This is a genomic window from Halobacillus halophilus (genome assembly GCF_020171985.1).
GTDB classification, from domain to species: Bacteria; Bacillota; Bacilli; order Bacillales; family Halobacillaceae; genus Halobacillus; species Halobacillus halophilus_A.
Genome location: NZ_JAIVAL010000006.1, coordinates 79,368 through 105,661 on the forward strand (window position 1 = coordinate 79,368; position 26,294 = coordinate 105,661).

Annotated in this window: 32 protein-coding genes, 1 tRNA gene and 1 pseudogene; 27 read left to right on the forward strand and 7 right to left on the reverse strand. The window is 39.5% G+C overall.

Annotated features, from left to right (window positions below; genetic code table 11):
* The first annotated feature begins 100 nt into the window (after positions 1-100).
* Positions 101-173: transfer RNA gene (locus tag LCM11_RS11630), tRNA-Val, on the forward strand.
* A 333-nt stretch (positions 174-506) separates the two neighbouring features.
* Here the strand turns inward: LCM11_RS11630 and LCM11_RS11635 are convergent.
* Together LCM11_RS11635 and LCM11_RS11640 are read right to left on the reverse strand one after the other, a co-directional pair.
* On the reverse strand, positions 507-1,694 hold the full coding sequence (locus LCM11_RS11635) for a tyrosine-type recombinase/integrase (protein ID WP_224894444.1): 1,188 nt from the start codon (positions 1,692-1,694) through the stop codon (positions 507-509).
* Positions 1,672-2,199 carry a helix-turn-helix domain-containing protein gene (locus tag LCM11_RS11640; RefSeq protein ID WP_224894446.1) on the reverse strand — a complete coding sequence of 176 codons (528 nt, stop codon included), beginning with the start codon at positions 2,197-2,199 and terminating at the stop codon, positions 1,672-1,674. The genes LCM11_RS11635 and LCM11_RS11640 overlap by 23 nt, the downstream gene beginning before the upstream one ends.
* A 92-nt stretch (positions 2,200-2,291) precedes the next feature.
* Here LCM11_RS11640 and LCM11_RS11645 point away from each other — a divergent pair, with 92 nt between their 5' ends.
* From LCM11_RS11645 to LCM11_RS11720, 17 genes and pseudogenes are all read left to right on the forward strand, one after another.
* The gene (locus LCM11_RS11645; RefSeq protein WP_224894448.1) at positions 2,292-2,525 is read left to right on the forward strand and encodes a helix-turn-helix transcriptional regulator; all 234 of its coding nucleotides are present in this window, start codon (positions 2,292-2,294) and stop codon (positions 2,523-2,525) included.
* A 45-nt stretch (positions 2,526-2,570) separates the two neighbouring features.
* A complete protein-coding gene (locus LCM11_RS11650; protein ID WP_224894449.1) occupies positions 2,571-2,777 on the forward strand; it encodes a helix-turn-helix domain-containing protein in 207 nt (68 codons plus the stop codon).
* Positions 2,778-2,793: 16 nt separating this feature from the next.
* Positions 2,794-3,603 (forward strand): bifunctional DNA primase/polymerase, encoded by an 810-nt coding sequence (locus tag LCM11_RS11655; protein ID WP_224894451.1) that lies wholly within the window; start codon positions 2,794-2,796, stop codon positions 3,601-3,603.
* Between the two features lie 4 nt (positions 3,604-3,607).
* A complete protein-coding gene (locus LCM11_RS11660; RefSeq protein WP_224894457.1) occupies positions 3,608-5,125 on the forward strand; it encodes a hypothetical protein in 1,518 nt (505 codons plus the stop codon).
* Positions 5,122-5,526, forward strand: coding sequence for a hypothetical protein (locus LCM11_RS11665; RefSeq protein ID WP_224894458.1), 405 nt, complete (start codon positions 5,122-5,124; stop codon positions 5,524-5,526). Before LCM11_RS11660 ends, LCM11_RS11665 begins: the two co-directional genes overlap by 4 nt.
* Before the next feature lie 62 nt (positions 5,527-5,588).
* Complete coding sequence (locus tag LCM11_RS11670) at positions 5,589-6,272, forward strand: hypothetical protein (protein ID WP_224894459.1); 684 nt, start codon at positions 5,589-5,591, stop codon at positions 6,270-6,272.
* A 119-nt stretch (positions 6,273-6,391) separates the two neighbouring features.
* On the forward strand, positions 6,392-6,523 hold the full coding sequence (locus LCM11_RS20410) for a hypothetical protein (RefSeq protein ID WP_263622512.1): 132 nt from the start codon (positions 6,392-6,394) through the stop codon (positions 6,521-6,523).
* A 17-nt stretch (positions 6,524-6,540) separates the two neighbouring features.
* The gene (locus tag LCM11_RS11675; protein WP_224894460.1) at positions 6,541-6,927 is read left to right on the forward strand and encodes a hypothetical protein; all 387 of its coding nucleotides are present in this window, start codon (positions 6,541-6,543) and stop codon (positions 6,925-6,927) included.
* Positions 6,924-7,193: a hypothetical protein gene (locus LCM11_RS11680; RefSeq protein ID WP_224894461.1), complete on the forward strand. Its 270-nt coding sequence runs from the start codon at positions 6,924-6,926 to the stop codon at positions 7,191-7,193. The genes LCM11_RS11675 and LCM11_RS11680 overlap by 4 nt, the downstream gene beginning before the upstream one ends.
* Positions 7,183-7,371: a hypothetical protein gene (locus LCM11_RS11685; RefSeq protein ID WP_224894462.1), complete on the forward strand. Its 189-nt coding sequence runs from the start codon at positions 7,183-7,185 to the stop codon at positions 7,369-7,371. The genes LCM11_RS11680 and LCM11_RS11685 overlap by 11 nt, the downstream gene beginning before the upstream one ends.
* A 13-nt stretch (positions 7,372-7,384) precedes the next feature.
* Complete coding sequence (locus tag LCM11_RS11690) at positions 7,385-7,549, forward strand: hypothetical protein (RefSeq protein WP_224894463.1); 165 nt, start codon at positions 7,385-7,387, stop codon at positions 7,547-7,549.
* A complete protein-coding gene (locus LCM11_RS11695) occupies positions 7,549-7,734 on the forward strand; it encodes a hypothetical protein (RefSeq protein WP_224894464.1) in 186 nt (61 codons plus the stop codon). The genes LCM11_RS11690 and LCM11_RS11695 overlap by 1 nt, the downstream gene beginning before the upstream one ends.
* Before the next feature lie 90 nt (positions 7,735-7,824).
* Entirely contained in the window at positions 7,825-8,139 is a 315-nt protein-coding gene (locus tag LCM11_RS11700; RefSeq protein ID WP_224894465.1) for a hypothetical protein, read from the forward strand.
* A gap of 780 nt (positions 8,140-8,919) precedes the next feature.
* Positions 8,920-9,324 carry a phage integrase SAM-like domain-containing protein gene (locus tag LCM11_RS11705; protein ID WP_224894466.1) on the forward strand — a complete coding sequence of 135 codons (405 nt, stop codon included), beginning with the start codon at positions 8,920-8,922 and terminating at the stop codon, positions 9,322-9,324.
* A 53-nt stretch (positions 9,325-9,377) separates the two neighbouring features.
* Positions 9,378-9,899 (forward strand): annotated as a pseudogene (locus LCM11_RS11710) (tyrosine-type recombinase/integrase); the annotation flags it as partial.
* Positions 9,900-10,447: 548 nt separating this feature from the next.
* Complete coding sequence (locus LCM11_RS11715) at positions 10,448-11,509, forward strand: toll/interleukin-1 receptor domain-containing protein (protein ID WP_224894468.1); 1,062 nt, start codon at positions 10,448-10,450, stop codon at positions 11,507-11,509.
* A 296-nt stretch (positions 11,510-11,805) separates the two neighbouring features.
* Complete coding sequence (locus LCM11_RS11720) at positions 11,806-12,366, forward strand: DUF4352 domain-containing protein (RefSeq protein ID WP_224894469.1); 561 nt, start codon at positions 11,806-11,808, stop codon at positions 12,364-12,366.
* Positions 12,367-12,486: 120 nt separating this feature from the next.
* Here LCM11_RS11720 and LCM11_RS11725 read toward each other — a convergent pair whose 3' ends face one another.
* Positions 12,487-12,996 carry a hypothetical protein gene (locus tag LCM11_RS11725; protein WP_224894470.1) on the reverse strand — a complete coding sequence of 170 codons (510 nt, stop codon included), beginning with the start codon at positions 12,994-12,996 and terminating at the stop codon, positions 12,487-12,489.
* A 114-nt stretch (positions 12,997-13,110) separates the two neighbouring features.
* Here LCM11_RS11725 and LCM11_RS11730 point away from each other — a divergent pair, with 114 nt between their 5' ends.
* The 5 genes from LCM11_RS11730 to LCM11_RS11750 all read left to right on the forward strand — a co-directional run bounded on the left by LCM11_RS11730 (position 13,111) and on the right by LCM11_RS11750 (position 17,732).
* A complete protein-coding gene (locus LCM11_RS11730) occupies positions 13,111-13,365 on the forward strand; it encodes a hypothetical protein (protein WP_224894471.1) in 255 nt (84 codons plus the stop codon).
* 38 nt (positions 13,366-13,403) lie between these two features.
* Positions 13,404-15,140, forward strand: a complete 1,737-nt coding sequence (locus LCM11_RS11735) for an ATP-dependent nuclease (RefSeq protein WP_224894472.1) — start codon at positions 13,404-13,406, stop codon at positions 15,138-15,140.
* A 745-nt stretch (positions 15,141-15,885) separates the two neighbouring features.
* Complete coding sequence (locus tag LCM11_RS11740; RefSeq protein ID WP_224894473.1) at positions 15,886-17,064, forward strand: matrixin family metalloprotease; 1,179 nt, start codon at positions 15,886-15,888, stop codon at positions 17,062-17,064.
* A 24-nt stretch (positions 17,065-17,088) separates the two neighbouring features.
* The gene (locus LCM11_RS11745; RefSeq protein WP_224894474.1) at positions 17,089-17,361 is read left to right on the forward strand and encodes a hypothetical protein; all 273 of its coding nucleotides are present in this window, start codon (positions 17,089-17,091) and stop codon (positions 17,359-17,361) included.
* Between the two features lie 17 nt (positions 17,362-17,378).
* The gene (locus LCM11_RS11750) at positions 17,379-17,732 is read left to right on the forward strand and encodes a hypothetical protein (protein WP_224894475.1); all 354 of its coding nucleotides are present in this window, start codon (positions 17,379-17,381) and stop codon (positions 17,730-17,732) included.
* 373 nt (positions 17,733-18,105) lie between these two features.
* Here LCM11_RS11750 and LCM11_RS11755 read toward each other — a convergent pair whose 3' ends face one another.
* On the reverse strand, positions 18,106-18,738 hold the full coding sequence (locus LCM11_RS11755; RefSeq protein ID WP_224894476.1) for a hypothetical protein: 633 nt from the start codon (positions 18,736-18,738) through the stop codon (positions 18,106-18,108).
* Positions 18,739-19,077: 339 nt separating this feature from the next.
* On the reverse strand, positions 19,078-19,395 hold the full coding sequence (locus LCM11_RS11760) for a hypothetical protein (RefSeq protein WP_224894477.1): 318 nt from the start codon (positions 19,393-19,395) through the stop codon (positions 19,078-19,080).
* A 390-nt stretch (positions 19,396-19,785) separates the two neighbouring features.
* On the opposite strand from LCM11_RS11760, the gene LCM11_RS11765 reads away from it, so the two are divergent.
* From LCM11_RS11765 to LCM11_RS11775, 3 genes are all read left to right on the forward strand, one after another.
* Positions 19,786-20,637: a DegV family protein gene (locus tag LCM11_RS11765; protein WP_224894478.1), complete on the forward strand. Its 852-nt coding sequence runs from the start codon at positions 19,786-19,788 to the stop codon at positions 20,635-20,637.
* A 382-nt stretch (positions 20,638-21,019) separates the two neighbouring features.
* Positions 21,020-21,613, forward strand: a complete 594-nt coding sequence (locus LCM11_RS11770) for a hypothetical protein (protein ID WP_224894479.1) — start codon at positions 21,020-21,022, stop codon at positions 21,611-21,613.
* A gap of 365 nt (positions 21,614-21,978) precedes the next feature.
* Positions 21,979-23,163, forward strand: a complete 1,185-nt coding sequence (locus LCM11_RS11775; protein WP_224894480.1) for an MFS transporter — start codon at positions 21,979-21,981, stop codon at positions 23,161-23,163.
* A gap of 77 nt (positions 23,164-23,240) precedes the next feature.
* Here the strand turns inward: LCM11_RS11775 and LCM11_RS11780 are convergent, their stop codons facing one another.
* Positions 23,241-23,726 carry a flavodoxin domain-containing protein gene (locus tag LCM11_RS11780; protein WP_224894481.1) on the reverse strand — a complete coding sequence of 162 codons (486 nt, stop codon included), beginning with the start codon at positions 23,724-23,726 and terminating at the stop codon, positions 23,241-23,243.
* On the reverse strand, positions 23,689-24,612 hold the full coding sequence (locus tag LCM11_RS11785) for a hypothetical protein (RefSeq protein ID WP_224894482.1): 924 nt from the start codon (positions 24,610-24,612) through the stop codon (positions 23,689-23,691). Before LCM11_RS11785 ends, LCM11_RS11780 begins: the two co-directional genes overlap by 38 nt.
* Positions 24,613-25,169: 557 nt before the next feature.
* Here LCM11_RS11785 and hisC point away from each other — a divergent pair.
* A complete protein-coding gene (gene hisC / locus LCM11_RS11790) occupies positions 25,170-26,294 on the forward strand; it encodes a histidinol-phosphate transaminase (RefSeq protein WP_224894483.1) in 1,125 nt (374 codons plus the stop codon).

Genomic DNA, 26,294 nt, shown 5'->3' on the forward strand with positions numbered 1-26,294 from the left:
GAGGATATTTACACGTCGTTCACAAAAAATTAAAATTCTGTTGACACGTATTCGGTTACGTTGTATATTATTAGTTGTCAGACGACATCTTATTACATACGATTCCGTAGCTCAGCTGGGAGAGCGCCACCTTGACAGGGTGGAGGTCGTTGGTTCGAGCCCAATCGGAATCATCCATACAAAGTGCCGCGCCAGAGTCCGTCATTACACGGGTTCTGGCGCTTCTTCGTTGTATTAGAACATGGGGCTATTTATGAGTGATACAGGGTAAATGGGGACAAAGTGGGGACAAATTTTAAAAACCACTTATAATAGTGTAAGTTTACACCTGTTTTATGGAATTATGTACTCATATTTAGATAGAGAAGTTACCGCAAATATCGAAATATCGAAATATCGTTAAGAATCCTATTAAATCAAGTATTAAGGCATTTCGATAAAAAATACATATCGAAAACAGGTCGAAATTAGCGAAATAAAAAAAGATCCGCAATTTAATGCGAACCTTAGTTTGATTTATTTACTTGTGGCTGGAAAAGAGTATTTAGCTTGTCAGCCGCTTCTTCATCCGCTTGCCTTACATATTGACCGTATATGTTCATTGTAGTTTTAATATCTGCGTGGCCTAATCGTTCAGAGATAACTTTAGCGTGTACGCCTTGATTAATTAATATTGTAGCGGCTGTATGCCTTAGGTCGTGGAAGCGGATAAACTTAAAGCCTGTACGCTTTATAAACCTTCTCCACCATGTACCCGGTACTGTAGGATACAAAGGCTTCCCAAATTCAGACGAGAATACATAATCATATTTACCGCCTTCCCATAATTCAGCAGCTCTTAATTTATCCTTCTTCTTTTGATGCTTATACTTTTTCAATTCCTCAATTATAAATGTAGGCACTACCACAGATCGAATAGAGGACTTTGTTTTAGTTGTCTTAAGGTTAAAGCCTTCACCATTCAAATATTGAAGCGAGTGCTTCACTTCTATAGTACGTGTATCTAAATCAATGTCCTCCCATTGAAGGCCAAGCAATTCTCCGCGCCTTAAACCTGTAGTAATGGCTAGTTTTATTATTAACCTTTGGTGTATAGGTTGATCCTGGAGCAAATGAAATAATTCCTGTACTTCCTCTTGTGTGTACACTTCTGTTTTTTCCTTAGATACTTTAGGCCGCTTCACATTCTCCACAGGGTTATTTTTAATGATGCCCCACTCTTTAGCCCTGCTAAATATATTCCTCAATACTCTATAGTGATACAAGATACTTGAATCAGATAAGCCGCCTTCTTTATCATCCATTCTCATACCATCATTTTCTAAGCTATTTAGATAATTAATTATATGGATCGTTTTTATTTCGTCTAATCGCATGTGGCCGAATTGTGGAATTAAGTAATTCTTAATAGGGTACATGTGGTTTTCTAATGTCTTAGGAGCAAGGTGTTTTTTAGCGTACTTTTCACACCATTCAGATACAAAGGCTTCAAACTTCATTTTAGATGGATCAATATAAGCGCCTGCTTCAATTTCTGTTACAAATTCAGCTAAACGCTTGCGAGCTTCTGTAATATTCTTTGCCTTAATGGTTTTCCGCTTCCGAATGTATTTTCCGTTTTTGTCTTTACCTAATCGAACTGTTAACCTCCAGGACTCATTACCTCTATTTTCAATGCTCCCACTTCCAGACATGTTTATCTAGTCCCCTTTCAATAAAGAAATGCTTAAGTATTTCCATTAAGTCCTCTATATCTTGGTTTGTCATCTGCTGGTCAGTGTCAATCATTGAGGTAGTTAAAGTTAGGATAGCTTTATTAATAAAAAATTTTTGATTTTCCTCTAATCGAGTTTCCCCCCAATAAAAGGGTGTATCTAACAAGAAGTATTCAAACACTCTTTCTAAATCAACTTTATCAGGTTGCTCTGCTCTTGCATCTGCTAACATACCTTTCAACCTAGAGATAAAATCTTTTTCTAAATATCCTGCTTTAACTAATAAGTCATTGTAGGAAACTTCATAGTAATCTGCTAATAATTTGAGTGTATTAGGAGCAGGATTTCTCTTTTTCTTAGTTCTTGGATCATAACCTTTTTCCAATGTGCTTAAATAGGTGTGGCTTATGCCTGTCCCCTTACTTACTTCCCTAAGAGATTTTTTGCCCCTTAGTTCTCTTAAATAATTTCCAAAATCGCCCATTGTTTTCACCCTTTTATAAGTATGAGTCCATTGTAATTCATGGTTGACAAAAACGCAAGATAATATATAATTAATTTAGGGAGGTGGAAACCATGAATACCAATAAACTCAAAGAGATTAGAAAGCATAGAGGAATGTCAATTTCAGAGTTATCAAGAAGAACTGAATTAAGCAGAATGACAATATATGCTATAGAAAAAGGAAGTACCAATCCTACTCTTAAGACTGTTACTTCTATCTGTAAAGTGTTAGATAAGAAACCATGTGAGATTTTTTTTGATGTACTTGTAAATCATGAATACCAAAAAGCGGATTACAGAGGGTAGCAAAAAAGGAATTGCACAATCCAGAAGTGTATAGGAGGGGATTAAGTGGAGAGGACAACCTTAACCGTGAAGGAATTAGCGAGCTACTTAGGGTTATCGGTGGATCTTGTATATAGATTAGTCAGAGAAAATGAGATCAGCTATGTAAGAATCGGGCGAAGAATCCTTTTTAAGAAGGATAGCGTGGAAAGATGGTTGGATGCACAAGAAATGAACAAAGAAAAAATGCACTCCGGGCAAGAGTGCATCTGAAAGGGCGCTTGTATAAATGTCTGACTACAGTATAACACAAACCAAAGCGGCAAACACGATATTCTATAAAAGTGCTGTAGCCTATGCGGAAAAATTAGAGTGGCCGGTCTTTCCATTAAAGCCAAAGGATAAAACGCCTATTTATAAAGGTGGTTTCCATAAGGCTACAAAGGACATAAACCAGATTAAGGAATGGTGGACAGATCATCCAGAGGCGAACATTGGTATTCCAACAGCAGTAAGCGGCTTTATAGCTTTAGATATTGACATTAGACATAGTGGGGATGAATCACTACAAGAATTAAAAGATCATTATGGAGAGCTTCCAGAAACAGTAGAAGCCATAACAGGAAGTGGTGGAAGTCATTTACTCTTTAAAGATCCTGGTGGAATAAGTAACAGGGCTAACATTAGGCCAGGTATAGACGTTAGGGGCGAAGGTGGATATATCGTAGTAGCTCCTAGCCTTCATCCAAGCGGTGGGGCTTATGAGTGGGAATTATCGAGCAGGCCATTAGAAATAGAAATTGCAGAAGCTCCTAAGTGGCTCTTACACCTTATTAAAGAGGAAAAACAGCCAGAAGGAAAAACTTATACTCATTGGACGAGCCTTTTACAAGGGATTGGAGAAGGTGGAAGGAACGAAGCAGCCGCTTCATTAACAGGGATGCTCTTAAGAAAAAACATCCATCCTGCCATAGCATATGAGCTTTTGAGATGCTGGAATGAGCGGAATGATCCTGCTTTACCTGTAGAGGAATTAGATAAGACGTATAATTCGATTCTAAATAAAGAGATACGAAGATTGAAGCAAAGGGGGCGCTAAGTCTATGGGGTATGACGAGAGCAAAGCAAACGAATTACAGCAGCTTAAGGATGATGATGAAAGTAAGAAAACACAAAGTCAGATCCTTGTAGAAATGGCTTCTGATATAGAATTATTCCACACTCCAGATGAAACCGCCTATGCTGTCTTAACAATAAATGAGCATGAGGAAGTAATGCCATTACGGAAAAAGAAGTTTAAACGGTGGTTACGGATGCAGTATTACGACACTTTTGGGAAGGTTGCAGGTAGTCAGGCTGTAGAGGATGCACTATCCACCTTAGAAGGTGGGGCATTGTTTAAAGGGGAAATGCACCAGGTTCACACACGAATAGCCGAATATAAAGGCCGCTTCTATATTGATCTTGCTAATGAACATTATGAAGCTATTGAGGTGTCAGAGGATGGATGGAAAGTTGTTAGTCAAACGCCTGTATATTTCAAGCGTACAAACTCATTAGGAGAGTTACCTGCTCCAGAGCCAGGAGGGCGCATAGAACAGCTTAAGCCATTCTTGAATTGTAGGAATGAGGATGATTTTAAAATGGCTGTAGCCTGGTTACTTGCAACAAAGCGCCCTGGTTCTCCTTACCCTGTTTTGTTAGTACAAGGGGAGCAGGGAAGCTCCAAGAGTACGACTACCAAAGTATTAAGAAGTTTGATTGATCCATCAGAAACACTTCCTCTAAGGAATTTACCTAAGAGTGAGGAAGAATTAGCTATAGCTGCAAGCAAAGCTCATATAGGGGCTTATGATAACATTTCATCTTTATCAAATGCGCTATCAGATACCTTTTGTAAGATCGCCTTAGGGGGATCAGTCGCAAAGCGTGAGCTATATAGTGATGATGAAGAAGCGGTTATTACTTTAATGAAGCCAAGTATATTAAATGGTATTTCAGACGTAGGGAAGCGCCCGGACTTATTAGACCGCTCCATTATGCTAAACCTTCCATCTATTCCAAAGGACAAAAGAACAGATGAAGGCACGTTCTGGAGAGAGTTTGAAGCTGTCAGGCCTAAGATCATAGGAGCTTTTCTTGACGTAGTGAGCGCAGCTATTAAGGGATTGCCCTATACAGTAGTAACGAATAAACCACGAATGGCAGACTTTGCCCTTTGGATAACAGCAGCAGAGAAGGCTTTAAATTGGAAACCAGGCGAGTTTATAGAACTTTATTCACGTAACCAGCAAGAGGGAATCAATCAGTCATTAGAAACAGATCCGCTTGCTGTAGCTGTAATAGATTTTATGAAAAATCGTAAGCAGTACAAAGGCACTCCTACAGAAGCCCATGAGCTTATAACCGAGTATGTGAGGGATCAGCGTACTATCTATTCAAAAGCATGGCCTACACCACGCAGTATAAAAGGTAGATTAACCAGGATTGCTCCAGGTTTAAGGTCAGAAGGGATATACTTTACCGACTTAGGACAAACGAGCGAGGGGCGCTTAATTAAGTTGGAACGTATGGAGGAAGAAGCTCCTATATCCGAGGATGGGGAGGACATAACTATATGACTGTATCTGAAATCATCCAAACGGTAGAAAGCGCAGGCTGTATGCTCCAGGTGTCTAATGGGCGTTTAAACATTAAGCAGGGGAAGCGGTTAGATCCTTCCCTTGTACAATGGATCAAAGATAATAAAACGTCTGTATTAGAAGTCTTAGAGCGTGATAAGAGCATGAAGGAAATAGGATTCATGGTAGGAGTAGCTGGAGAGATTTACATGCAGTCTATGAGCCACAGATCCATAATTTATATGGAGCATAGGCAGGATAAATGGGTATTGTGGCGTGAGAATTACGAGCAGGGGCGCACAGTGGCCACAAGGCACAAGATATTAGTGCAGGGATCTTTCTATGAAGTACAAGCCCGGGCGAGTAGTTATTTTAACTACTTAAAGGGGGTGGGTGCTTGAGAAGGTCAGGCGAACCGCTTCCTAAAGATATTCTTAAATTATAAAAATCGGAGGAATGAAAAATGAACTTAAACGAAATGAGAAATCAAGTGAGAAAAGCAGAAAAGGACTTGCAGCCAGAAGCAAGATTAAGACAGTTTGAAAGTATGCAGGGGCAAGTAAGGGATGAATTACAAGCTCTTGAAAATGAAAAACAAGGGAAAGCGAAGGAGTTTGATAGTAAGGCAGAATTTTTCAAGCCGACTACAGAAACCACTATCAGCAGTAAGGAAAAAGAAGAATTTCCCGAAATGGTGGTTGTAGGAGATCGTAAGCTGCATAGCAAGAATGTAGCTGTAATGGACTACCTTACTAAAACGGTACTATCACGTGTGGCCATAGAGGTAGAAACTCCAGAGGACTTCCTGGAGGTTGTGAGCGAACTTGCCCACCATGAGAACGAAAACATGAGGTATGTACTCATTGATAGCTTTCATGAGCTGTCCAATATGGTCAAGGATATGGATAGTTATAAAGTAATTGAATCCGAGGTTAGACAAGCCTACAAAGCCGCTGTACAGAATGTTAAAAGCAAAGAGCAGCTCAAATATGAGGATAGACTTAAAGAAGCGGAACATGAGAAAGGAAAGCTATTTACTAAATATCTGCCTATTGAAAAGAACATACAAGAGTTCTCCGGGGAATTAAACGGAAAGACAGAATGGTTAAGACGTGAGATTCAGGGAGAATCACAGAAAGTATTTTAATCAGCTTAGGGGCTCCTGCTTCTTCCTTTGCAAGGGACAATAGGGGGTGCGGGGGCTCTAAAAAATAATGGTAAGGTTTTAGCAAGGTGCAATACTTTTATCTAAGGGGGTGTAAGGGAGTGGATCAAATGAGAAAGAATGAACGAAATAAGACAAGGCGTAAGATGACAAAAAAAACTCATTATGAACAATCGAAAAAGCTGAAAAAATTAGCAAAGGAATTGAAGATACCTTTTAAAGTTACAGGATAAGGAAGGAATGATATAGCATGGGTCAAAATGGCGAGAAATTAAACAAGAAGCAGGAGCTTGCGGTTATGGCCATTATTACAGAGCCTACCATGCAGAAGGCAGCGGACAAGGCAGGGATAACCACAAGTACCCTGTATAGGTGGCAACAGTTAGATAGCTTCCAGGAGCAGCTTCACCAAATGAAGAAAGAAACGGTGTCACAAGCTACCGCACGATTAAGGCAAAGCATGACTATAGCTGTAGATACATTAACGGAAATGGCATCTAATCCTAAGACTCCTGCTGTAGCCAGGGGAAGTGCTGCGAGGACATTATTGGAATATGGTATGAAGGCACACCAAATGGAAGATTTACAAGAGCGTATAGAACGCCTGGAAGAAATGTCAGAGAGTGATAGCGCATGAACTTAGAAAAGCGATTGAAGAAGCTGGAAACGCAGTACAAAGGCAATTCAGTTACGATTCAATTTACAGATGGAGACGAGTTTACTGTTACGAAAAAGGAATTTAGATCCATATGGTTTAATGCTCCCAGTATGGTCAATAACAGGATATATCAAAGGATGAAGGCCAAATATGATAGGGGCATTTTAGATACATCCGGGCTTATTCATTCAATGATAGCTTATGATCCTAAAGAAATGGAGGGACTATGGGAAGATGAATCTTAATAAGCGTGTAATGAAGCTAGAAAAGCAGATGGAAGAAGCAAACAAGGAAACTCAAGAACAGATGGTATGTGCTTATCTCAAGTCTTTAACCGCTCCAGAGTGTTCAAATGAGGACAGGGAGCGGAAGTATCAGAAGGTTAAGGAATACGTGCCACACGTTCACCATGTAGCCATATAGGAGGTGTGAGAGGGTGAATATGCTTAATAGGGTCAAACGTATAGAGAAGCGACTAACTACCTATAACGCCTTACCTGTACTCTTTGTGGAGAGTAAGGAAGAAATTGAACAGTACCGCAGTCAGATAGACGAAAAAACAGTAATATTCATTGATGATTATGGGGAGGATTATGATTAATGAAGAACTTAACTAAGCGTGTGAAAAGTCTGGAAACACGATTAAAGCAAAGTGACAACCTTCTTATCTTGATTACTGTACCAGGTAGGGAAAAGCCCCGGGAACAGATGGAAATCGAACCAGACAGCGCATATAAGCAATATTTAGATGATGCAGGATTCAGATATGTATATGTGAACTTTTAGGGAGTGACAATCGGTCATTCTCTTTTTTGTTAAATAAGAAGGACTTTGGCATTAATATGGAGAAATAACAACATTTAGGAGGTGATAAATGTGAATATACAAGAAAGGTTTCCTAATTCGGGTTTTCCGTTATCTGATGAAAATGAACTAAGTATGGATTATTTTGCTCTACATACAATGGAAGGGTCTGGAGAAGAGACGCAGTTATTGAGTATTAGAGCAAGCTTTGAAGGATATTTATTTATTATTAATGGTGAAGAGGAATTAGATCTAATAATGTTTGGAGTAGGAGTCAATAATATTCCAATTCGATTTAATCCTGGAGAATTATATTGTTTTGTACGTCCTATTGAGGTTACTGATAGAACTTACACTGTGCAAGATGTGGAAATCAGAATTATTTGAGAAGGATCGCCTACTTTATTAGTAGGCTTTTCGTCATTAAAAATAAGGTAGGACAAACTTACATCCGCTGATATGAAGGGAGCGGCATATACATAAGAACATTCTTTGCCTGCCTATACCATAGGCCATTCCAAGGATCATTCTAAGACAAGCCACAAGGTACAGAAAGCCGTATATTCCTGGGGCTATACAATGGAAAGTTAATGTTAACTTGCTCTAGGGAATGGCCATTACACCAGACAGAGGAATAGAACATTATTTCGATCTTATTGTAACGCTATTTATTTTATCGAAATATTATCGAAATGCTCTAAACGTTGATAGGGCAGGCTTAATTTCGATATACCGATATTTCTATAATTCTACTCCCTTAGTCTAAAAAGCTAAAGAGTAAGGATAAGAGGGAGTTGTTTTGATGTAGTGGCTCTATAACCTGGTGGGGACAAAGTGGGGACAAACTTTAACATCCTGTCCCCAAATCGAGCGAATGGAGCATGAAAGAACATACTCAATGTACCGATATAACAGTAGTTAGCATATTTAAACTGTATCATACTTTCTAAATATACCACTTTGACAGGGTGGAGGTCGTTGGTTCGAGCCCAATCGGAATCATCCATACAAAGTGCCGCGTCACGAGCCGTTGTCCAGAGCGGTTTGTGGCGCTTTTAATTTTTCGAAGACTTTGCGCAGACTTACCGTGGACTTCTCGCAGGGTTGCGCCTATAAAATTAGTCCCGAGCACGCTTTTTCCGTAAAAAACGGAGGAGGCGTGCTTTTTTGCGTTTAGATGAATTATTTGAAACGTTCTTGTCGATCAAATCGGCAGAAGGTCGAGCAGAATCAACGATGAAACAGTACAACGAAAATTTCTCGTTCTTTATGCGTTATTTAAATGAAAAGAAAATCGATCCGACCTTCGAAGACTTAAATCGAAATGTCTTCCGAGACTACATTCGCTACATGCGGGAGGCAATCGTGACTTTCGACACACATAAATACAAGTCGAAGAGTCAGAGGCGTAGAGGTTTATCGCCAAATTCGATTAACACCCGACTTAAAACCTTACGAGTGATGTTCCTGTGTCTTTATGAAGAAGAAATTACGGACGTCAACTCGATAGATGGCGTTAAGAATCTGCCCAATCCGCAGGGAAAATCGAAATTCTTACGGATGACGAGTTAAAACGACTACTCAAAGCGCCTGACAAGGACTCATAAGCAGGTTACCGAGACTACGCACTCACGCATTTGCTCATTGATGCTATGATGCGCATTAATGAAGCAACTAGTCTTCGAGTGAGTGAGTTTGACTTCGGTAAGAACGAGGTAACAATTCGAGCAGCATTCGCTAAAAGTCGTAAAACTCGAACGATACCGATAAAACCTGTGACGGCTCGTGTGGTGAAGCGATTGATAGAGGCTAACGAGGACTTCTTTACGGACTACGTGTTCCTGACGAATTACGGCGAGCCAATAGATAGGGATGATTATAGGAAGCGACTGAACGAACACGCACAGACCGCCAAGATAAAAAAGAACGTTCACCCGCACATATTAAGGCATTCAGCTGCGCCTTCATTTCTCGAAGCAGGCGGTGAACTACGTCACTTACAAATGATGCTCGGACATTCGGACCTTCGAATGGTCGTCAGGTACACGCATTTATCGAACAGAGCGCTACAGTCTCAACACTCGAAGTATTCAGCAGTTAATCGTGTTACTTCGAAAATGAGCCGACCTCGTAAACGAAAGTTGTAAAGAGCGACAAAAAGACACAAAAAAAGGCGCAACCGCCGAGCATACGGACTTGCCGTAACTCAACGATATACACCTATCGCCTAATTGGAAAAATATAAAAAAAGGAAGGCTAGTCAAATAATAAATTGTCTAAGGTTAAAACGCCAGAGCAGCAAGAACTAGAGGAGTTCACAGCGAAGTCACCGCATGCTTCTACCCCATTAACGAGACTTAAGCAGACTCACCAATCGTTTCAAAGAGACAAAGGCATTAATTAACTAGCGCCCCGTTTGACCACGTTTCGGAGCGTGGGAGAGGAAGAGAAGGCTCAACGGCGGGAGTTCGGAATTGGAACGTCTGCTTCCGCCAAATCAAATTATACAAAGCCGTAGAGTAGTAAAGCGGTAGAATCGTCGATACAACCTCGGTTAGGACCGGGCAAGGAATCAGCTTGAGAATAATGTTTATGAAGTATTAATTAATAGGTTGACCTTAATTTTCAAATATTTCACTCTTTTTCCTTGTGCTGGTATAATGTAGTAATTAAGAGGCATAGAGGAGGTATTAAGATGGCAAGTATCTTTATTAGCCATTCATCGGAGGATGTAGATTTCGCTACAAGATTTATGGATTTGTTACAGACCCAGTTTGGTTTAACTAGAGATGATTTTTTTATGACGTCTGATGAAGAGTTCGAGGCAGGAGAAAATTGGATAAACGTAATAAGGAATGCAGTGGAAGAGTCAGTAATTATCCTTCCAATCTTAACTCCTAATTTTCTAGATAGCCAATTTTGTTTGTGTGAGTTAGGCGCATCATGGGTAAGCCAGAAAGCTTTATTCCCTATCATAGTTCCTCCATTAGATCACCGAGCTCTTGACGGAACACCTTACCGTTCATGGTCTCAAAGTATAGTCCTCCAAGACGAGCGCAACTTTATGCAGGTGGCAGAACAAATGAAAAAGAAAATTTCTAAAGACTTTAATTCTGTAAGATATCAGTCTAGAGTAAAGTCTTTTATTGATGAAACATTAAAGCCGTTTGTAAGACTTATGGAAGGTAGAGAGGTTATCTCAAAAGAGGCTGTTTTGGAGTTGAAGGCTAAAATTCAAGAATATGACGGTGCTTATTTTGAAATCGAAAGTGAACTAAGAGAGCTTAGAAAAGAAAATTCTGCGTTGCGTGAAATGAAAGATTCCAGTGAGGTTCAGGCGTATGACTACTCTCAAATGTCCGAGTGGGACGCTTTTATTGAGAAAGTTAAGAATGTTAAAGAGGAACTTCGAAAATTATCCATTCTTGCCACTAGTGTTTTGTATCATGACTATAGTAAGGGCTCTTCAACTGATACTGGATATATGAGAAGGGAAGAGCAAGGAGAACTAAAAGAGCTAGAAAGTAAAGGTTTGATAGTATGGGATGAGGGTTGGGTGCCAGATTATGACCATAATGTGATGATTAGGGCTCGCAATTCTTTAAAAGAATTGGATTCTTTAATAAAAGAAAACTTCTCAAACGAAAATTTTGTTGATAGGTTTGACCAGGAGTATAATGATGTTCGTTTAAGTCTCTTTTATTCTCCATTTTGGGAGGAAGTACTAGGGGAAACAATTTACCATTCAACATGGTAGTTACAAAAAGAGATAACGACCAACAGTTTAGGAAGAGAAGTTGTTCGAAGGATTCGTAGGTTTATTTGTGATAGCGAGACCTATTCTTACTCTAGAGGATGACGTTAATCCTAGCGGGGACTTATGATATGTAGAATCGGTGCTTTTTAGTCTAAAAAATCTCTCGATACTGAAACTTTTTATCAAAAATCTATTGTAAGTATCCATTAAATCCCTTATTATGTTAAACGTGTAATTATTACAAGTATTTTACATATTCATATTAGGGGGAGAAATACATGAAAAAGTTCTTTAAATTGGGTTGTCTTAGTGTTATTGCACTTGTGGTTCTCGGAGTGATTGTTGCTTCACTTGGAGGCGGGGGAGAGTCCGATACAGCGTCTACTAATTCCGATGGAGAGAGTACAGAAACATCGGCTGACGGTGGGAACTCCGAAGAGAAAGAACAAACATACGGCATTGGCGATAAAGTAGATGTCGGAAAGATGGCGTTTACTGTAAACGAGAAAACTACGGCTAGCACAGTCGGTCCAGAAATGCTTCAAGAAGAAGCTAACGGTAAATACGTCATAGTCGACGTCACCGTAACGAACAACGGAAACGAGGCTAACACGGTGGATAGTTCGATGTTTAAGCTGAAATTCGAGGACAAAACGTACGAGGCGGATTCAGCAGCTACGATGTCAGCTAACGAGGACGCCGTAGAGTTCTTCTTAGCCGAGGTAAACCCCGACTCAACTATCGAAGGAAAAGTAGCTTTCGACATTAACGTTGAAACGGCGGAAAAAGACGGGCTGAAACTTCAAGTATCCGAGGGTGTATTCGGCACTAACACTAAAACCATCAACCTTAAATAACGACTAACATGGCGTGATAGCACCCGTTTACCTCAACGGAAGTGAGATTGCACGGGCAAGTTTTGAAGACATAACCCGCATGCAAGAACGTAGGAACCAACGGAAAGAACGGTTCACAGGTTATTTCACGAGGCTACCTTCGGGTAGTCTCTTTTTTAATTTCTTACTCGAATTTTTGTATTTCTCGTATTTTTTTATTAGCCGATCGACGCTATTTTCCATACCATCCATAGTTTCAATGAATCTTTCATTTGATTGCTTGTTTAGTATCATGAGGTTATCCTCTCTTTTTAGTGCCTCTACTGTTCCAATAACAGCAAGATACTCTTCAAATACGGCTAAAGGAATATCTTCGATTACAACTTTTTCTTCCAATTTACTCTTATCTAAAACCCCTCTAGTAATTTCAAGCATCTCTTCAGAATAATTATTCTCACGTACGCTTCTTATACCTACTAGTAAAAATTTTAAGTTTGTTTTAATAAGTTGGTAGGATCTTATGTCTTTTTTTACCCGATTAATTTCTTCCGTTTTAGTTTCGTAATGAAACTTCGCCATGGAGTTAAGCCATGAGACAACGAGAGGAATCGTAGCGCCTATTAGTAATGTGATTATCGTTTCCCAGTTCATTGTACTCCCCCCCTTTTTTTCAATATTTTACCATAATTACCGAAATTCTAGAGGGAATTAACGGAAACTTGGCGAATATTACAACAAAGCATAAGTAAAAAGGAGTGTAATACGATGAACGACTATCAGAAACGTAAACAAATTTTCCTTGGTTTTTCCGGTGCAGGGCGTTACGAAATCGTCTCAACGCTAAAACTGCCCGACGGGGACCATTTAATCGACGTCAGCGACCGCCAGTCCTCCGAACCTCCGACTACCTACTTACAGTCCAGCGTACATACCCTTCCCGACAACGACCTCAAAAGATTTCTCCTCGAACAAATGAAGATTATCCAAGCGGGAATTTACGATGAAGTAGACGAGGAATAAGACGGGGAGGCTGCATTAATTAAAAGGGGTGGTCTGAATTGAAGTTGATTAAACTATTTATATCAAACTTTAGAGGAATTGGTGGAGAAGAAGGAAAACCAGGTGTGCAAATTGATTTTGAGGACATTAACTTGATTTACCTAATCGGTCAAAATAACACGGGGAAATCATCGACTTTGAGTGCGTATGAATACTTTGTAAAGTCAAATATGCCAGCAGGTGAAAACGATTTTCACAAGCACAGTAAGAAACCGATCACTATTGAGGCTTGGATTCAAGGGGAAAATGAAGATGATTTTGAACATAGGGCTATGAAAAGTTCTATGAATCCCCAAACAAAAATCGCAAAGTTTAGGAAAACGTGGACGGATATTGGTGAATCGGGAGTTAAACATACCTTCGATTATCAAAACAATGAATGGAAATCTGGAGGAGGCGGAGGATTTGATTCCATACTACAGAACGCTTGTCCTGAACCTGTTTGGCTAAAGGGGTTAGATTCCGTTGATATCGTATTAGAAAAGGTTCAAAAGATGGTTAAAGAGAAAGTATTGGATAATGCTTCGGAATTAGAAAGGTTTAACAATATCAAAAAGGATTTAGAGGAATTAAGAAAAGAAATTATACAAGCAGACTTCTCTCAGAAGGTAGAAGGGCGTTTAAACGACCTTATGCAAGAAACCTTTCCGGATCTAGAAGTTTCTCTTTTTGGTGAAGAAAAAGAGGATCTAGGTAAAAAGCTTTCAACCTTCATAAATACCGACATAAAATTCTCAAATCAAGGTCACCCAATAAACATGAGTAATCATGGACATGGTATAAGGAGACAATTCTTATTCAACGCGTTGAGAGGGTTAGGACATGTTTTTTCTGAACTCGAAAAATCTAAAAAACAACGTGATGATAACGTTATTGATAATTTAGACCAAGAATCTAAGCATTTTAGGAAGAGAATGCTTTTAATCGAGGAACCCGAGCTGTTTCTACACCCTCAGTCAATAAGAGTGTTTACGGATGTACTATATGATTTAGCAGAAGGATTTGAGTTTCAAATAATGGCTGCTACCCATTCACCTATTTTAGTGGATTTAAGTAGAGATCATACAACTTTAATTAGGACAAAAATGGAAGAAAATGCAGAAGTAAAGCTTCATCAAGTAAATAACAATATTTTTGATGATGATGAAAAAGAGAGGATGAAAATGCTCAATTCATTTAACCCGTATGTATGTGAAGCGTTTTTCCATGATAACGTGATCCTTGTCGAGGGTGATACAGAGGCAGTAATATTTAGAGAGCTAATTGAAAAAATGATTAAAGCTTCCGAATTATCTATCATCGATGCGCCTTTAGTGGTAAATTGCGGTTCAAAAATGAACATTCCTTCATTTCAAAAGGTTTTAAGACACTTCGATATTAAGTACTTCGTAGTTCATGATTTGGATGAAACCTTCGATAAAAATGGAAATAAAAATCCTGCGTGGACTCTAAACGAAAGAATCTACGAGGAGATTGTAAATTGTGGCGATAGATATAAGGCAAGCAGATATGTAATGGAAAGGAATTTTGAATCAGCCCATAGTTACAAATATAATTCTAATTTAGGGAAACCATTGTCTGCTTATAAGTTAGTAGAAACATGGGAGGTAGACGATACCTCAAAGCACGCAATCAAAGCTCTTAAAGCTTGTCTAACTAGAGTAGTGGAGTATGATATTTTTGATCATGAATGGGTAGAATCAAGAAAAAGTCCAATACCTGAAAATGTTAAGTAGCAACATGTAGTTAATGTCGACTCTTAATGAGAAGCCATACAGCGAAGTAACTTTCGGTTCGACGGGGGATAGTCCGACTCACTTCAACAGAGTGGAGGTCTTAAACCCACGGTTGCAAGGTATCGGCAATATACCCTATACTAGGGGAAATCAATACGGAATAAGCGTGCTCATACGCTGACTTAACGAGAATGACTTTACGTTGACTTCCCGATGACCTTCGCTCGTACCTTGACAGGGTGGAGGTCGTTGGTTCGAGCCCAATCGGAATCATCCATACAAAGTGCGAAGGCGTTATGATCCGTATCCAGAGCGGGTTGTAGCGTCTTTTTTTGTTGTATTTCTGGACCAATTATAAATTTATATTCGAACAATCTACCTATAATTATATTGTAAGGTTAGTAAGGAAGAGTGGAAAATAAGAAAAAAAGTAGTTATTGAAGGAATATGGAAAGATTTATCGAATTATTTTGCTATTAAGTCATTAATTCTATTGAGATAAGGAGGGCAGTAAGCGGTCATAATGTCAACGATTAGTGGGCCATGGAGCTTAGTGGTTAATAAAATTATGTATGACAGAACAGTCGAGTAAGGGAAGGTTAATCTCATTCTTAACGTGTAAAAGAATGGAAGTTAAGCAACCGTTTACCATGAGACTGTTCTTTTTTTTATCTTTACCAAGCTAAACCTTTTCTTAATGTCCATTGCTTTAGCTCAGGTTCAGAGGGAGGCGTGGTGACGTTCCATGGATAAAATAAATTCGCAATTTTTAAGCATGGGAGATCAGAATCGTAAAGTTATTTATCTGAAGAAATACCTGAAGAAGTTTGGTTACTATCAATCTTGTCCTTGTCTTGAAGAAGCATTCTGTAAACATCTCGATAAATCAGTGAAGGATTATCAGTTGTATTTTGGATTGTCTATTACCGGAAAATTAGACGAATCTACTATTACTCAGATGCAAAAGCCGAGGTGTGGATTGCCTGATTTGTTACCTGGAGAAGAAGTTCGTGAGAAAGTAAACGATTATAGTCTAAGTGGTGGTAAGTGGGAAAATACGAACATCAGGTATTTTTTTCAAAATGGAACGAGCGATATTTCTGGGACCAATGAATGGGATATTATGCGTCAGGCAATGGATCGTTGGGCGGATGTTACGCCTTTAATATTTACACAAGTGACGACGGAAGCGGACGCTGATATTCGATTTTTATGGGCAACAGGAAGTCATGGAGATGATGATCCATTTGATGGCTTTGGAAATGTACTTGCTCACGCTTTTTATCCACCTCCTGTAAACTCACGTCCTACTGCTGGCGATGTTCATTTTGATAACGATGAAAAATGGGATACAGAGGACGGTGGATTTTGGTGGTGGAGGCGACGTGATCTTCTGACTGTGGCGATTCATGAAGTCGGCCACGCTCTTGGTCTAGCCCATTCTACTATAGATAACGCGATTATGTGGCCTACTTATGAAGGGGAGAGGAGAACTTTACATTCTGATGACATCGAAGGGATACAGGCGCTTTATGGTTCTCCAGTCAGGCCCGCCGGTTCAAGGTTCGCAGAAGCAAGTATGTGGGCATTAAAGAATATGGGAGGGTACGGAACCATTTCGATTGATTTAGGGCGTCCTCGGCGCTTTGCCGCATGGGGAACCATCACCATGATGGATTCTCTATCCGATTTAGATAGAGATAACGCTGTTGTTGCAGAGGTGTTTCAAGTTGATGGAGTCGAAACATGGAAAGCTGTATTTGGTGGTGATCACTGGGGTGCTGCTGGTAATTCCTCTAATGTACACCAGGGAGCGTATGTTGGTTTTGGGCAAACCATTACTTTTCGAATTCGTTCCATACACCCTAATGATATGGAAGCTTACGGTGTGGGGGCAGTTATGGTACTTGATGATGAAATATAGACAAACTAAGAAAGGAAAATGCCGATGTTAGTTTATATGATCTATGATAAAAGCAGTGGAGAAATCGTACACATGCATCGTAATGTAGATATTCATGGAAGAAGTTACACGTGTACAGAAGAAGAAATTCATCGGATGATACCTCCTCATATTGATCGAAAATCTGTTGGCTATATTTCAACTGAACTTGATCAACCTCCTTCAGGAAGGCAAGTGAAAATGAGTGTAGATCTAACGAAAAATGCACTTATTAAGACATTCATCGATAAAGATGCGCCTATTGAAAAGAATGAATAATAGTCAGGAGGTGGAATATGGACGCATATGAAATTAGCATGTGGGGACTGAAAAATCATGGCGGCAGCAACACTGTAACGATTGATCTCGGACGGAACAGAAGCTTTCTTGCCTGGGCATCGGTAACCATGATTGATTCACTTAATGATTTTGATGCGGACAATGCTGTTGTTGCAGAGGTGTTTCAAGTTGATGGTGTCGAAACATGGAAAGCAGTATATGGAGGGGAACACTGGGGTTCTGCCGGAGATTCTTCCAATGTTCACCAGGGAACTTACGTAGGATACGGCCGCAGAATCACCTTTCGGATCAGGTCGGTTCATTCAAGTGATTTAGATTCATATGGTATGGGTGTAGTAGTGGCTCAATAGTGATGCCGAGTGTTGTCCGACTCCATTTGTTATCATCTGTATAAAGTGCTAAGAGATATGCTCCGTATCTGAGGGCATTGAAAGCTTCTTTTAATGTGCTGAAAAATTTCCTTAAGATTTTGAGCGCGTTTTGGCAAATAAAGTAAAGCATCTTTAAAAAACTTTTTGAATATAGTATTTATGATTTGGAAGGTGAAAATAAGAGTGTTAGACTTGATATATCTTTGAACCTTTCATGATTGGAATGGGCATGCCCCCTACGAAAGATTATTCAAAGGTGTGGCCTCACCTTCAATTAAAGGGTGGGGCTTTTTCTTTTAAATCCGTTACATAAGAAGCCCCGGGTGGTTTTAATAACCCGGGGCTGATTTAATTAACTTAATTCCAGATAAAGCTCATTTGGGTTAATAAAATTAAAACTACTGACTTTTCCTTCTTCATTCGTTTGGGCATGGCCCCTGATTTCCACCGTTTTACCTTCACCGCTTTTGTTAGTGGTATAGGACACATCTATCGAAAATTTATAATAGTCTTCCTTATCTTCTATCGTTATACCTTCCGTTTTTAACTGAATCTCTGGATATGCTGCTTTCAGGTAATAGGAAGCATCTGGAGAATCTATAAAAGAAGCTTCATAGAAACTGTCACTTACATAGGGTTTATAATGCTGCTCAAAGTATTCAGCAGAATCACTAAGGTGCTTCTGGTAGTCTTCGCTTCCAAAGTCCTTGTTTTTCATACCGTCTAATGCTTTTTCCAGCTTTTCATTCGGTCCATTAAACATGCTCTCTAAAGCAGCTTGTATGTTTTGCTTACTCTCACTTTCATCGTCTTTTTCTTTGGTTTCATCGTCTTTCTCTTTGGTTTCTTCGGCTGTGGCTTCGGAAGTTGAGTTGTTTTCTGCTCCTGAAGAACTTGAACCAGAACTGGAGTTAGAGCACCCGATAGCTAAAAACAGTATGGAAAACCACACGACAAACTTAAAATATTTTTTAATTCCTCTCATACTTTAAACAAAATCCTCTCCATTATAGAAATTTAATTCAACTTTGTTTACGAGAAATCCTCTTATAAAGTTTCAAATTATTCTATATTTGTATAATGTTGGGTGGCTTTGAGGTAAGGCCAGTTTTTTTAAGCCGCAGATATAATGACAGGGGACTTTGGAAAAACGTCGTAAAGTTATCCTTGAATTTGACCTGTATAGGAGACTTAGCGATTTAAGGAAACGCCCCGCCTTCCGCCATAGGTGAGGATTTTTCCCAATGTGTACGATATGATCAGATAACAGTCTAATTTTTTAAAACCTCTGCTGTCTTTTAAAAGTGAGTAAGCAAAGCGTTGACTACTTAGAGCCTGTGCTTTGCCTTTTGGCTGTTACGTTATAAGTATCTTTATGACTTTTTTTCACTACATAATTCATAGACCCTAAATCTTTTTTCTTCATGCGTCCATTAATTCGTAGATTGTTTGTCTTATGTCGAAAGAACTCACGTGCTCCATTATAGGTTGTGTACCAGCGCTTACCAATTAGGGTGAAGCCTCCATAATCATGCTCAGAAAGCTTGATTGGTCGAAAACATGTTCCAAATACTTCGTCTTCCCACTCTATAATACCTAATGCTTCTTGTTCATCCGTCCACATGCTGCATACTTTTTTCACTACTACTCCCCCTGAAAATAGTGTATTTTACCAAAAGCCAGTCCTCCAATTGCCGCTTTTTTGATGATGAAAGGTTAATAGATGTACCAAACAATCACTCCTTTTCTAAATAGTATGAACTACCTATTATTCCATAATTTTCTGCAAAATTCCACAATTGAAAAAATAAATTTCAAACATAAAAAATCATGTTCTTTAAGATAAGACCTTACTTCAAAATAGAAATGCGAGAATAGCCGAATCTCACAGATGTACCCCTTTAGTAATAATCAACTCCTAAACGTGAAAAGTACGGCATAATGGTTATCACAATCGCTTTTTCTCATGTATAGTTAGAACATAATACAGGAAGAATGAACGCGAATATTAATACACGAAAGGGGAGATAGAATGCGAAGAATCATCATATCGACTGAAAGCGGTGCTGACATACCGGATGATTTAGTTGAAAAGTACAATATTCAAGTTGTTCCGATGCACATTATTATGGGTGGAAAGGATTATTTAGACGGTTCATTGCCAGTTCAGGATATATATGACTATTACGAACGTACGAAGAAGATCCCCTCTACCACCTCGACAAATGTGCATGAATACCAAGAATTTTTTACAAACATAAGAAAGAAATTTCCGAATTGCACCATTATCCACATTGGCTATACATCAAAAGCGTCTTCTTCTTTTCAACATGCGGTCATGGCTGCGGAAGAATTTGAAAATATTTTTCTTATTGATGCTCTGAACGTTACGGGAGGATTAGCTGCTATTGTATTAGATGCCGCTAGAGTTTTAGAAAAAGAACCTGGCATTGAACCGGAACGCTTCGTTGAAAGAATAGAGAAGATCGTTCCTAAATCAAGGCTGGCTTTCATACCAGGCAGTCTTGAGTTTCTGAAAGCGGGAGGGCGAGTGAGCAATATGGCATCTCTCATCGGAACTTTGTTGAGAATAAAACCATGCATTGAGTTGAAGGATGGAAAGCTTATGTCTACAAAGAAGTACCGCGGGAAAATGGGCAGAGCTACTGAAAACCTATTGAAGGATTACTTAACTGAATTCAATATCGATAGGAAGCAGATTTATTTTATTTATTCTATCGGACTGGATGAAAGGATCAAACATCGGATGGAGGAGGTTGCTAAAGCAAACGACTTCCAAAATATAAGATGGATCCAGGCGGGCGGGATGATTTCGACTCATTCTGGAGCCGGGGGCTTTGGGGTAGCTGGATTGGAGAAATAGTAAGCATTGGATTAGGAGTGAGGGGAAAAACTTGAAGCAGTTGAATCAGGAACTTGTTTGGTGTGGGTTTTTCATCGAAAGGAAAGCTGGGGACTGGCGGAACGTATCAATTCTAGTTAGTCACAATGGTGCTGTCCTATATGGATCATTTTAGGACGTTAGGCCAGCCCTCTTGTTAATGTAAGAATCTAATTTACGTTTACCTTCAATTAATCATATCTGCGCTGGGTTTTATTATGAATTTCCAATTGTGAAACTTGAACTATTTAAATTATAAAGTATCTAATTAAAACTTTTGACCCGAATACCATAGTCTATTAAACATACATTACCAAATATGTTAGCGTTTAGTGGAAGCAATTATACAGGTGGAGGGTCAGGAATGAAGAGAAAAGGATCTTACAAAGCCGCTATTATTATTCTTTTATTAACTGCTTTAAGTGTGACGGCTTTTATAACAATAAATAAATATAACGCTTATCATGATTATCTTGAAAATCGAGTATTTGGTACTTCTATCAAGTGGTTTGATATTAATTTTGATTCTTACAGTGAGCTTATCGATGAGACCATAAGCGAGGAAACCATTGATTTAAAAACCGTTACCCAATTAAATAGTACATATACGTATGGACATGATCAATTCCTGGAGTTATCTCATATTGCCGAGGTATTAAAAGGTGCTGACTTAAATAGTAATCGGATTCTTGATAAGTTATCTGAGATATCCACTACTCTAACCTTGCTTAAACAAGAGGTAGAGGAAAATGGAACGAATACGCTGAAGCTTTCTCAAGATCAAGTTAAATTCTTAACGAATATCAAAGCATTCAATTCAATATTTAAAGATACATTAAAGGAATATTCAGAAGTAGATGGTGAAGAGTTTTTTGAATATGACAATCAATATTGGATTGAATATTTATCCAAAATAAGTAAGCGTTCGGATAGCATTATAATATATAACGTTTACTAATGCATGTTGTTTTTTACCTGTATAAAGCGCCTCGGTAGTCTAGTATTATCATAATCTAGTGGTTTAGGAATAACCCGGGCTTGTCTTGTCCATAAATCAGGTAAGGTATATAATAAAAACATATCTTATACATAAAGGAGGGTAAATCATGCATACGTTCAACTTAGACATCAAAAGTGAGAGTAAATATCTTCTTTATATGATGTCTATTATTGGAATTTCAGCCGTCCTCGGGACAGGTGTGTCCTTTTTTAGCTGAAATTTCATAGAAATGAACGTACGTATGAACTCCTAAAAATAGCGAAGAGAGCCGCGCGGGAGTATTTCCGTGTGGCTTTTTTATGTATGAGAGAGGACGAAAATGAATGTTTAAAACAAAACGTAGTATTTACATGCTGTATGGCTATATATTTTTTGCGCAGTTATTTTTTGACCGTGCTTTATGGGTGATTTACCTTGGGGATAGAGGGATGACGTTCGGTCAAATTGGTATATTAGAAGCGTTTCTTCACTTGGCAATTGTTCTATTCGAGGTGCCTACAGGAATGATTGCCGATTTGTACGGAAGAAAAGCGAGTCTACTGATCGGGAATTTGTTCAGTATCCTTTACGGACTGTTCATGTTGATCAGTGGAACATTTTCTATGTTTACGTTGGCCTTCTTATCGATGGGTCTGATGATTACGTTCCATTCAGGTGCCGAGCAGGCGTTTGCTTACGATACACTGAAAAATGAAAACCGTGAAAAGGAATATACGAAGGTGATGGGAACGATGACGGCTCTGGCCTTGTTATCGCTCAGCTTTGCCAAATTTCTCGGCGGTTTTATGGCAGACATCAGCTGGGAGTGGGTGTATGGATCCACCATCTTTACGCACGTTCTTGCGTTGATTCCACTTTTCTTTTTAAAAGAACCTGAACGAGAAAAGACAGAAGAGGTGGCGGGCCGATGGTATAACCAATGGGTTCACCAATTTAAATTGGGTGTGAATGTATGGAGGAATAATCCGGCCATTCACCAGCCGGTGGTCCTGTTTATCCTGGCGAGTGCAGTGATGGTGATTCTCGTTTTTTACGGTCAGGAGTACTTTATTCAGGTAGGCTACTCTTCTGTGGTGGTAGGAGCCGTATTTACGGTGGAAGGACTCCTCGGGGTTGTAATGGCGAAGATGGCTTATAAGGTCGAAGAACGGTTTAAGTTCTTTAACATCCTGTATTATGGTTTAGGGCTTTTCCTTTTGTTTTTCGCACTGTTTATTTTTGCTACGGACTGGGCTATTCTACTATCCTTTCTTTTCCTTGCCCAGCTGCTGAGTCTGTTCGAACCGATTTTCAGCTCATTCGTGCAAAACTTCTTGAAAAGTAACGTCAGGTCTACGTTTTTTTCGTTAATCGGGTTAATGGAGAGCTTTATGATTATGGTCAGTTTTCCGTTATTCGGATTTGCGATTGAGCGTACGGGGTTTACCGATGGTTTTGCGGGATTGCTTGTTATCTTCGTCGCGATGGCCGGGGGATATTTGATCGTTAATCGGGTTGTAAAGAGGTGATAAAAGGAGTTTCTCATTTAGTGAGGAGCTCCTTTTCTAATTCATTGTATGAGTATTATGGAGAAGAACCTCTCTTCTTAGGAGTGAGGTTCTTTTAGTTTTTCAGCAGTACGATCGATCATATCTGCGGACAATTGAAAGGTACTGCTTTTAACGCCTTTCATACGTAAAATGGCCTTCTCTAACAGATTTAACTGGTCCATATGAATCTCGTGACCTGCCACTTCTTTTACCACGGCATGAGCGTACAGGTTTTCAGGAAAGTTATCCTTCAGTTCTCGGGCCAGCAGAGCGGGGTCTGGTTCTCCGGCGCAGATATAAAGCGCTACCTTTTTCTGGAGCAGTTCCGTTTCCTTTTCTTCCGCAAACTGTCTCAACTCTTTTTGAATTTTTCCCATATAAATAGAACCGCCGAGTACAATGGTGTCGTAATCTCGTAAAGGTGGGATCCTCTCCTTCGTAACGGATCTTACCTGAACCTCTCCCGGCAATTTGGTACGTAACCTGTAGGCCACCTTTTTAGCGCTACCGTGTCTGGTGCCGTAAACGATGAGGGTTTTCATGAGAAGGACCTCCTGTTATAGATTTGTGTTCGTTAACGTGTTTCAACATAAGAATAAGACAGTACACAACAAAGATATTCATTAATGGAAACAGGGAAAGTTCTACAATGGAAACAGTCTCTCCAGCCCTCATCAAGTTCACCATCATGGCTGTGATCGCTGTCAGCATGGTGATTCCTTTTACAATCAAAATGGTTCCAAGCAAATAACCAAATGCTTTTCTTCGAAGAACAAGGACGCCGGACAGAATAGCTGCAGGTACAATAAAACCGAGATCGAGTACCTGAATAATGAGCGTCGTATAATGTTCGAGACCAACAGGCGGGGTATCCTGAATGATAGCTGGCAGGATCCGACCTAACCACAATGCGAGCAGTAGAATAGCAAGGAAGAATAAAAATCCAGCGATTGTTTTTACAGGTACAGCTGCATCAAAGGATTGATGAAGCTTTTCATAATCGAATGACATCATAGTCAGCGTGAAAGCAAAGAACGAAGCGGAAAGCAGGATAACATACAGTAAGAAGAAATCATTATACATAAGTAACAAAGCGTACGAGGCATAGGTGTACAAAAAGTATCCAATTGTGCCCGCAAGCAGGATGCGTCCTTTTATACTACCTCTTCTAGCCCAGTGTAAGGAGAACCATAATAACGGCAGTCCTAATAAGAGGGTTACCCAGTCCTGGGCAATCACTTGCGCGGCCGCACTTACCGAGTCTAATTGGTATAACCCTTTCCCGTATATCGGAATATTCTCTCCCTGAATCGATTGAAACGAAGTGAAGGAAGAATGGCGGCTCGAGGAAACTCCAACGAATGCTACAAAGAGGGAAACGATACTAGTGAGGTAGACCAGCCAGGTTATTTCTTTTTTGAACTTCATTTTACCCACCTCCTAAATACCTTCTTACTTATGTTATATCACGGGGGAGAGGTGGATAGGAGGAGCATTGATGACTATATTGTGAATTAATTCACAAAAATTAAAAAGTATGAAAGATAATTGATTAGTCGGTAAGAAGTGAAGGAGGGTTTTTACCAACACTGTTCGTTCACCTGATCATAGCAAGGTTCTCAGGTCATATTTCGAAGGATTAAATTTGCTTAGCTGGATCTTGTGCAGGTTTCCAAATACACCCAGATTACCCAGTCCTTTTCATTACCCCTTAGGTTATTCCGAGCTGGAAAACCTGAGGGGTGTTTTTTGTACTTACTACAAAAAATAAATAAGTTTTCGATAAGATTAGACAAATCTTTCATATCGCACGAAATGACAAAAGCCTGTCAATAAAAGAATCACGAGGGATAGACAGGTAACATTTTAATGCGATAACGTGGTTGAACTTTAAACGGCATTCTTGATGGAAAATTTGGATAATTCTAAAATAAATAGTGGTATATCAATTTCCTTAAAATGGATGTCGGAAAGGAGAAACGTTTATGGTAAAACCACGTCCGCAAATCGACCAGATTGCGATGTATTCACCAGGAAAACCGGTCGAAGAACTGAAGCGTGAAAAAGGACTTACGAAAATTATAAAGATGGCTTCCAATGAGAATCCTTTTGGTTATTCTCCGCTCGCAGCAGAAGCTATACGTACTGAAATGAAGGAGATTCCGTTATATCCGGAGGTTACTTCACCGCTGCTGGCAGAGAAGTTAGCGAATAAACTCGCTGTCTCACCGGATCAAATCGTATTTGGAAATGGATCAGATGAAATTATCCGATTACTAACGAGAACATACATAAACGAAGGCGATGAAGTCGTGATGGCCGGGGTAACATTTCCACGTTACAAAACCAATGTCATCATCGAAGGCGGCGTTCCCATTGAGATTGAGATGGAGGAGGGCGGCGTGCACGATCTGGAGAAAATGGCCGAAGCTATAAACGAAAAAACAAAAATGGTGTTTGTCTGCAATCCGAATAACCCGACGGGTACGATTGTACATAAAGAACAATTGAAGGCTTTTATGGATAAAGTTCCTTCCCACGTCCTGCTTGTCATGGATGAAGCTTATTATGAATACGCGGATTCCCCTCACTATTTAGAATCCATCCCTTTACTCGATCAGTACAAGAATATGGTGATTTTACGGACTTTTTCTAAAGTCTACGGTCTAGCCGCGTTACGGATTGGCTATGGTCTGATGGCAGCAGAAATGGTCAACGATCTTCATAAAGTGAAAGAACCATTTAATATCAACCGGCTGGCTCACGCGGCCGCCTCTGCTTCTTTGGATGATGACGAGTTTCTCTATGAAAGCATTCGATTGAACAAAGAGGGGCGCGAGTTATTAACAAAGCAATTCGAAGCTATGAATCTATCTTACTTTCCAACTCAAACCAACTTCATTATGGTGGATACCGGCTATCCCGCTGAAGCGGTTTATGAGTATCTATTAAATCTTGGTGTGATTATCAGGCCAGGTCACTTAATGGGATATCCAACAATGATTCGTGTGACGATTGGGGAGCAGAAAGACAATCAATATTTTATGGACGGTCTGGAAGCCTATTTTATAGAACAGCAAAAAGATGAAAAAGGGGTGTTGAAACGATGA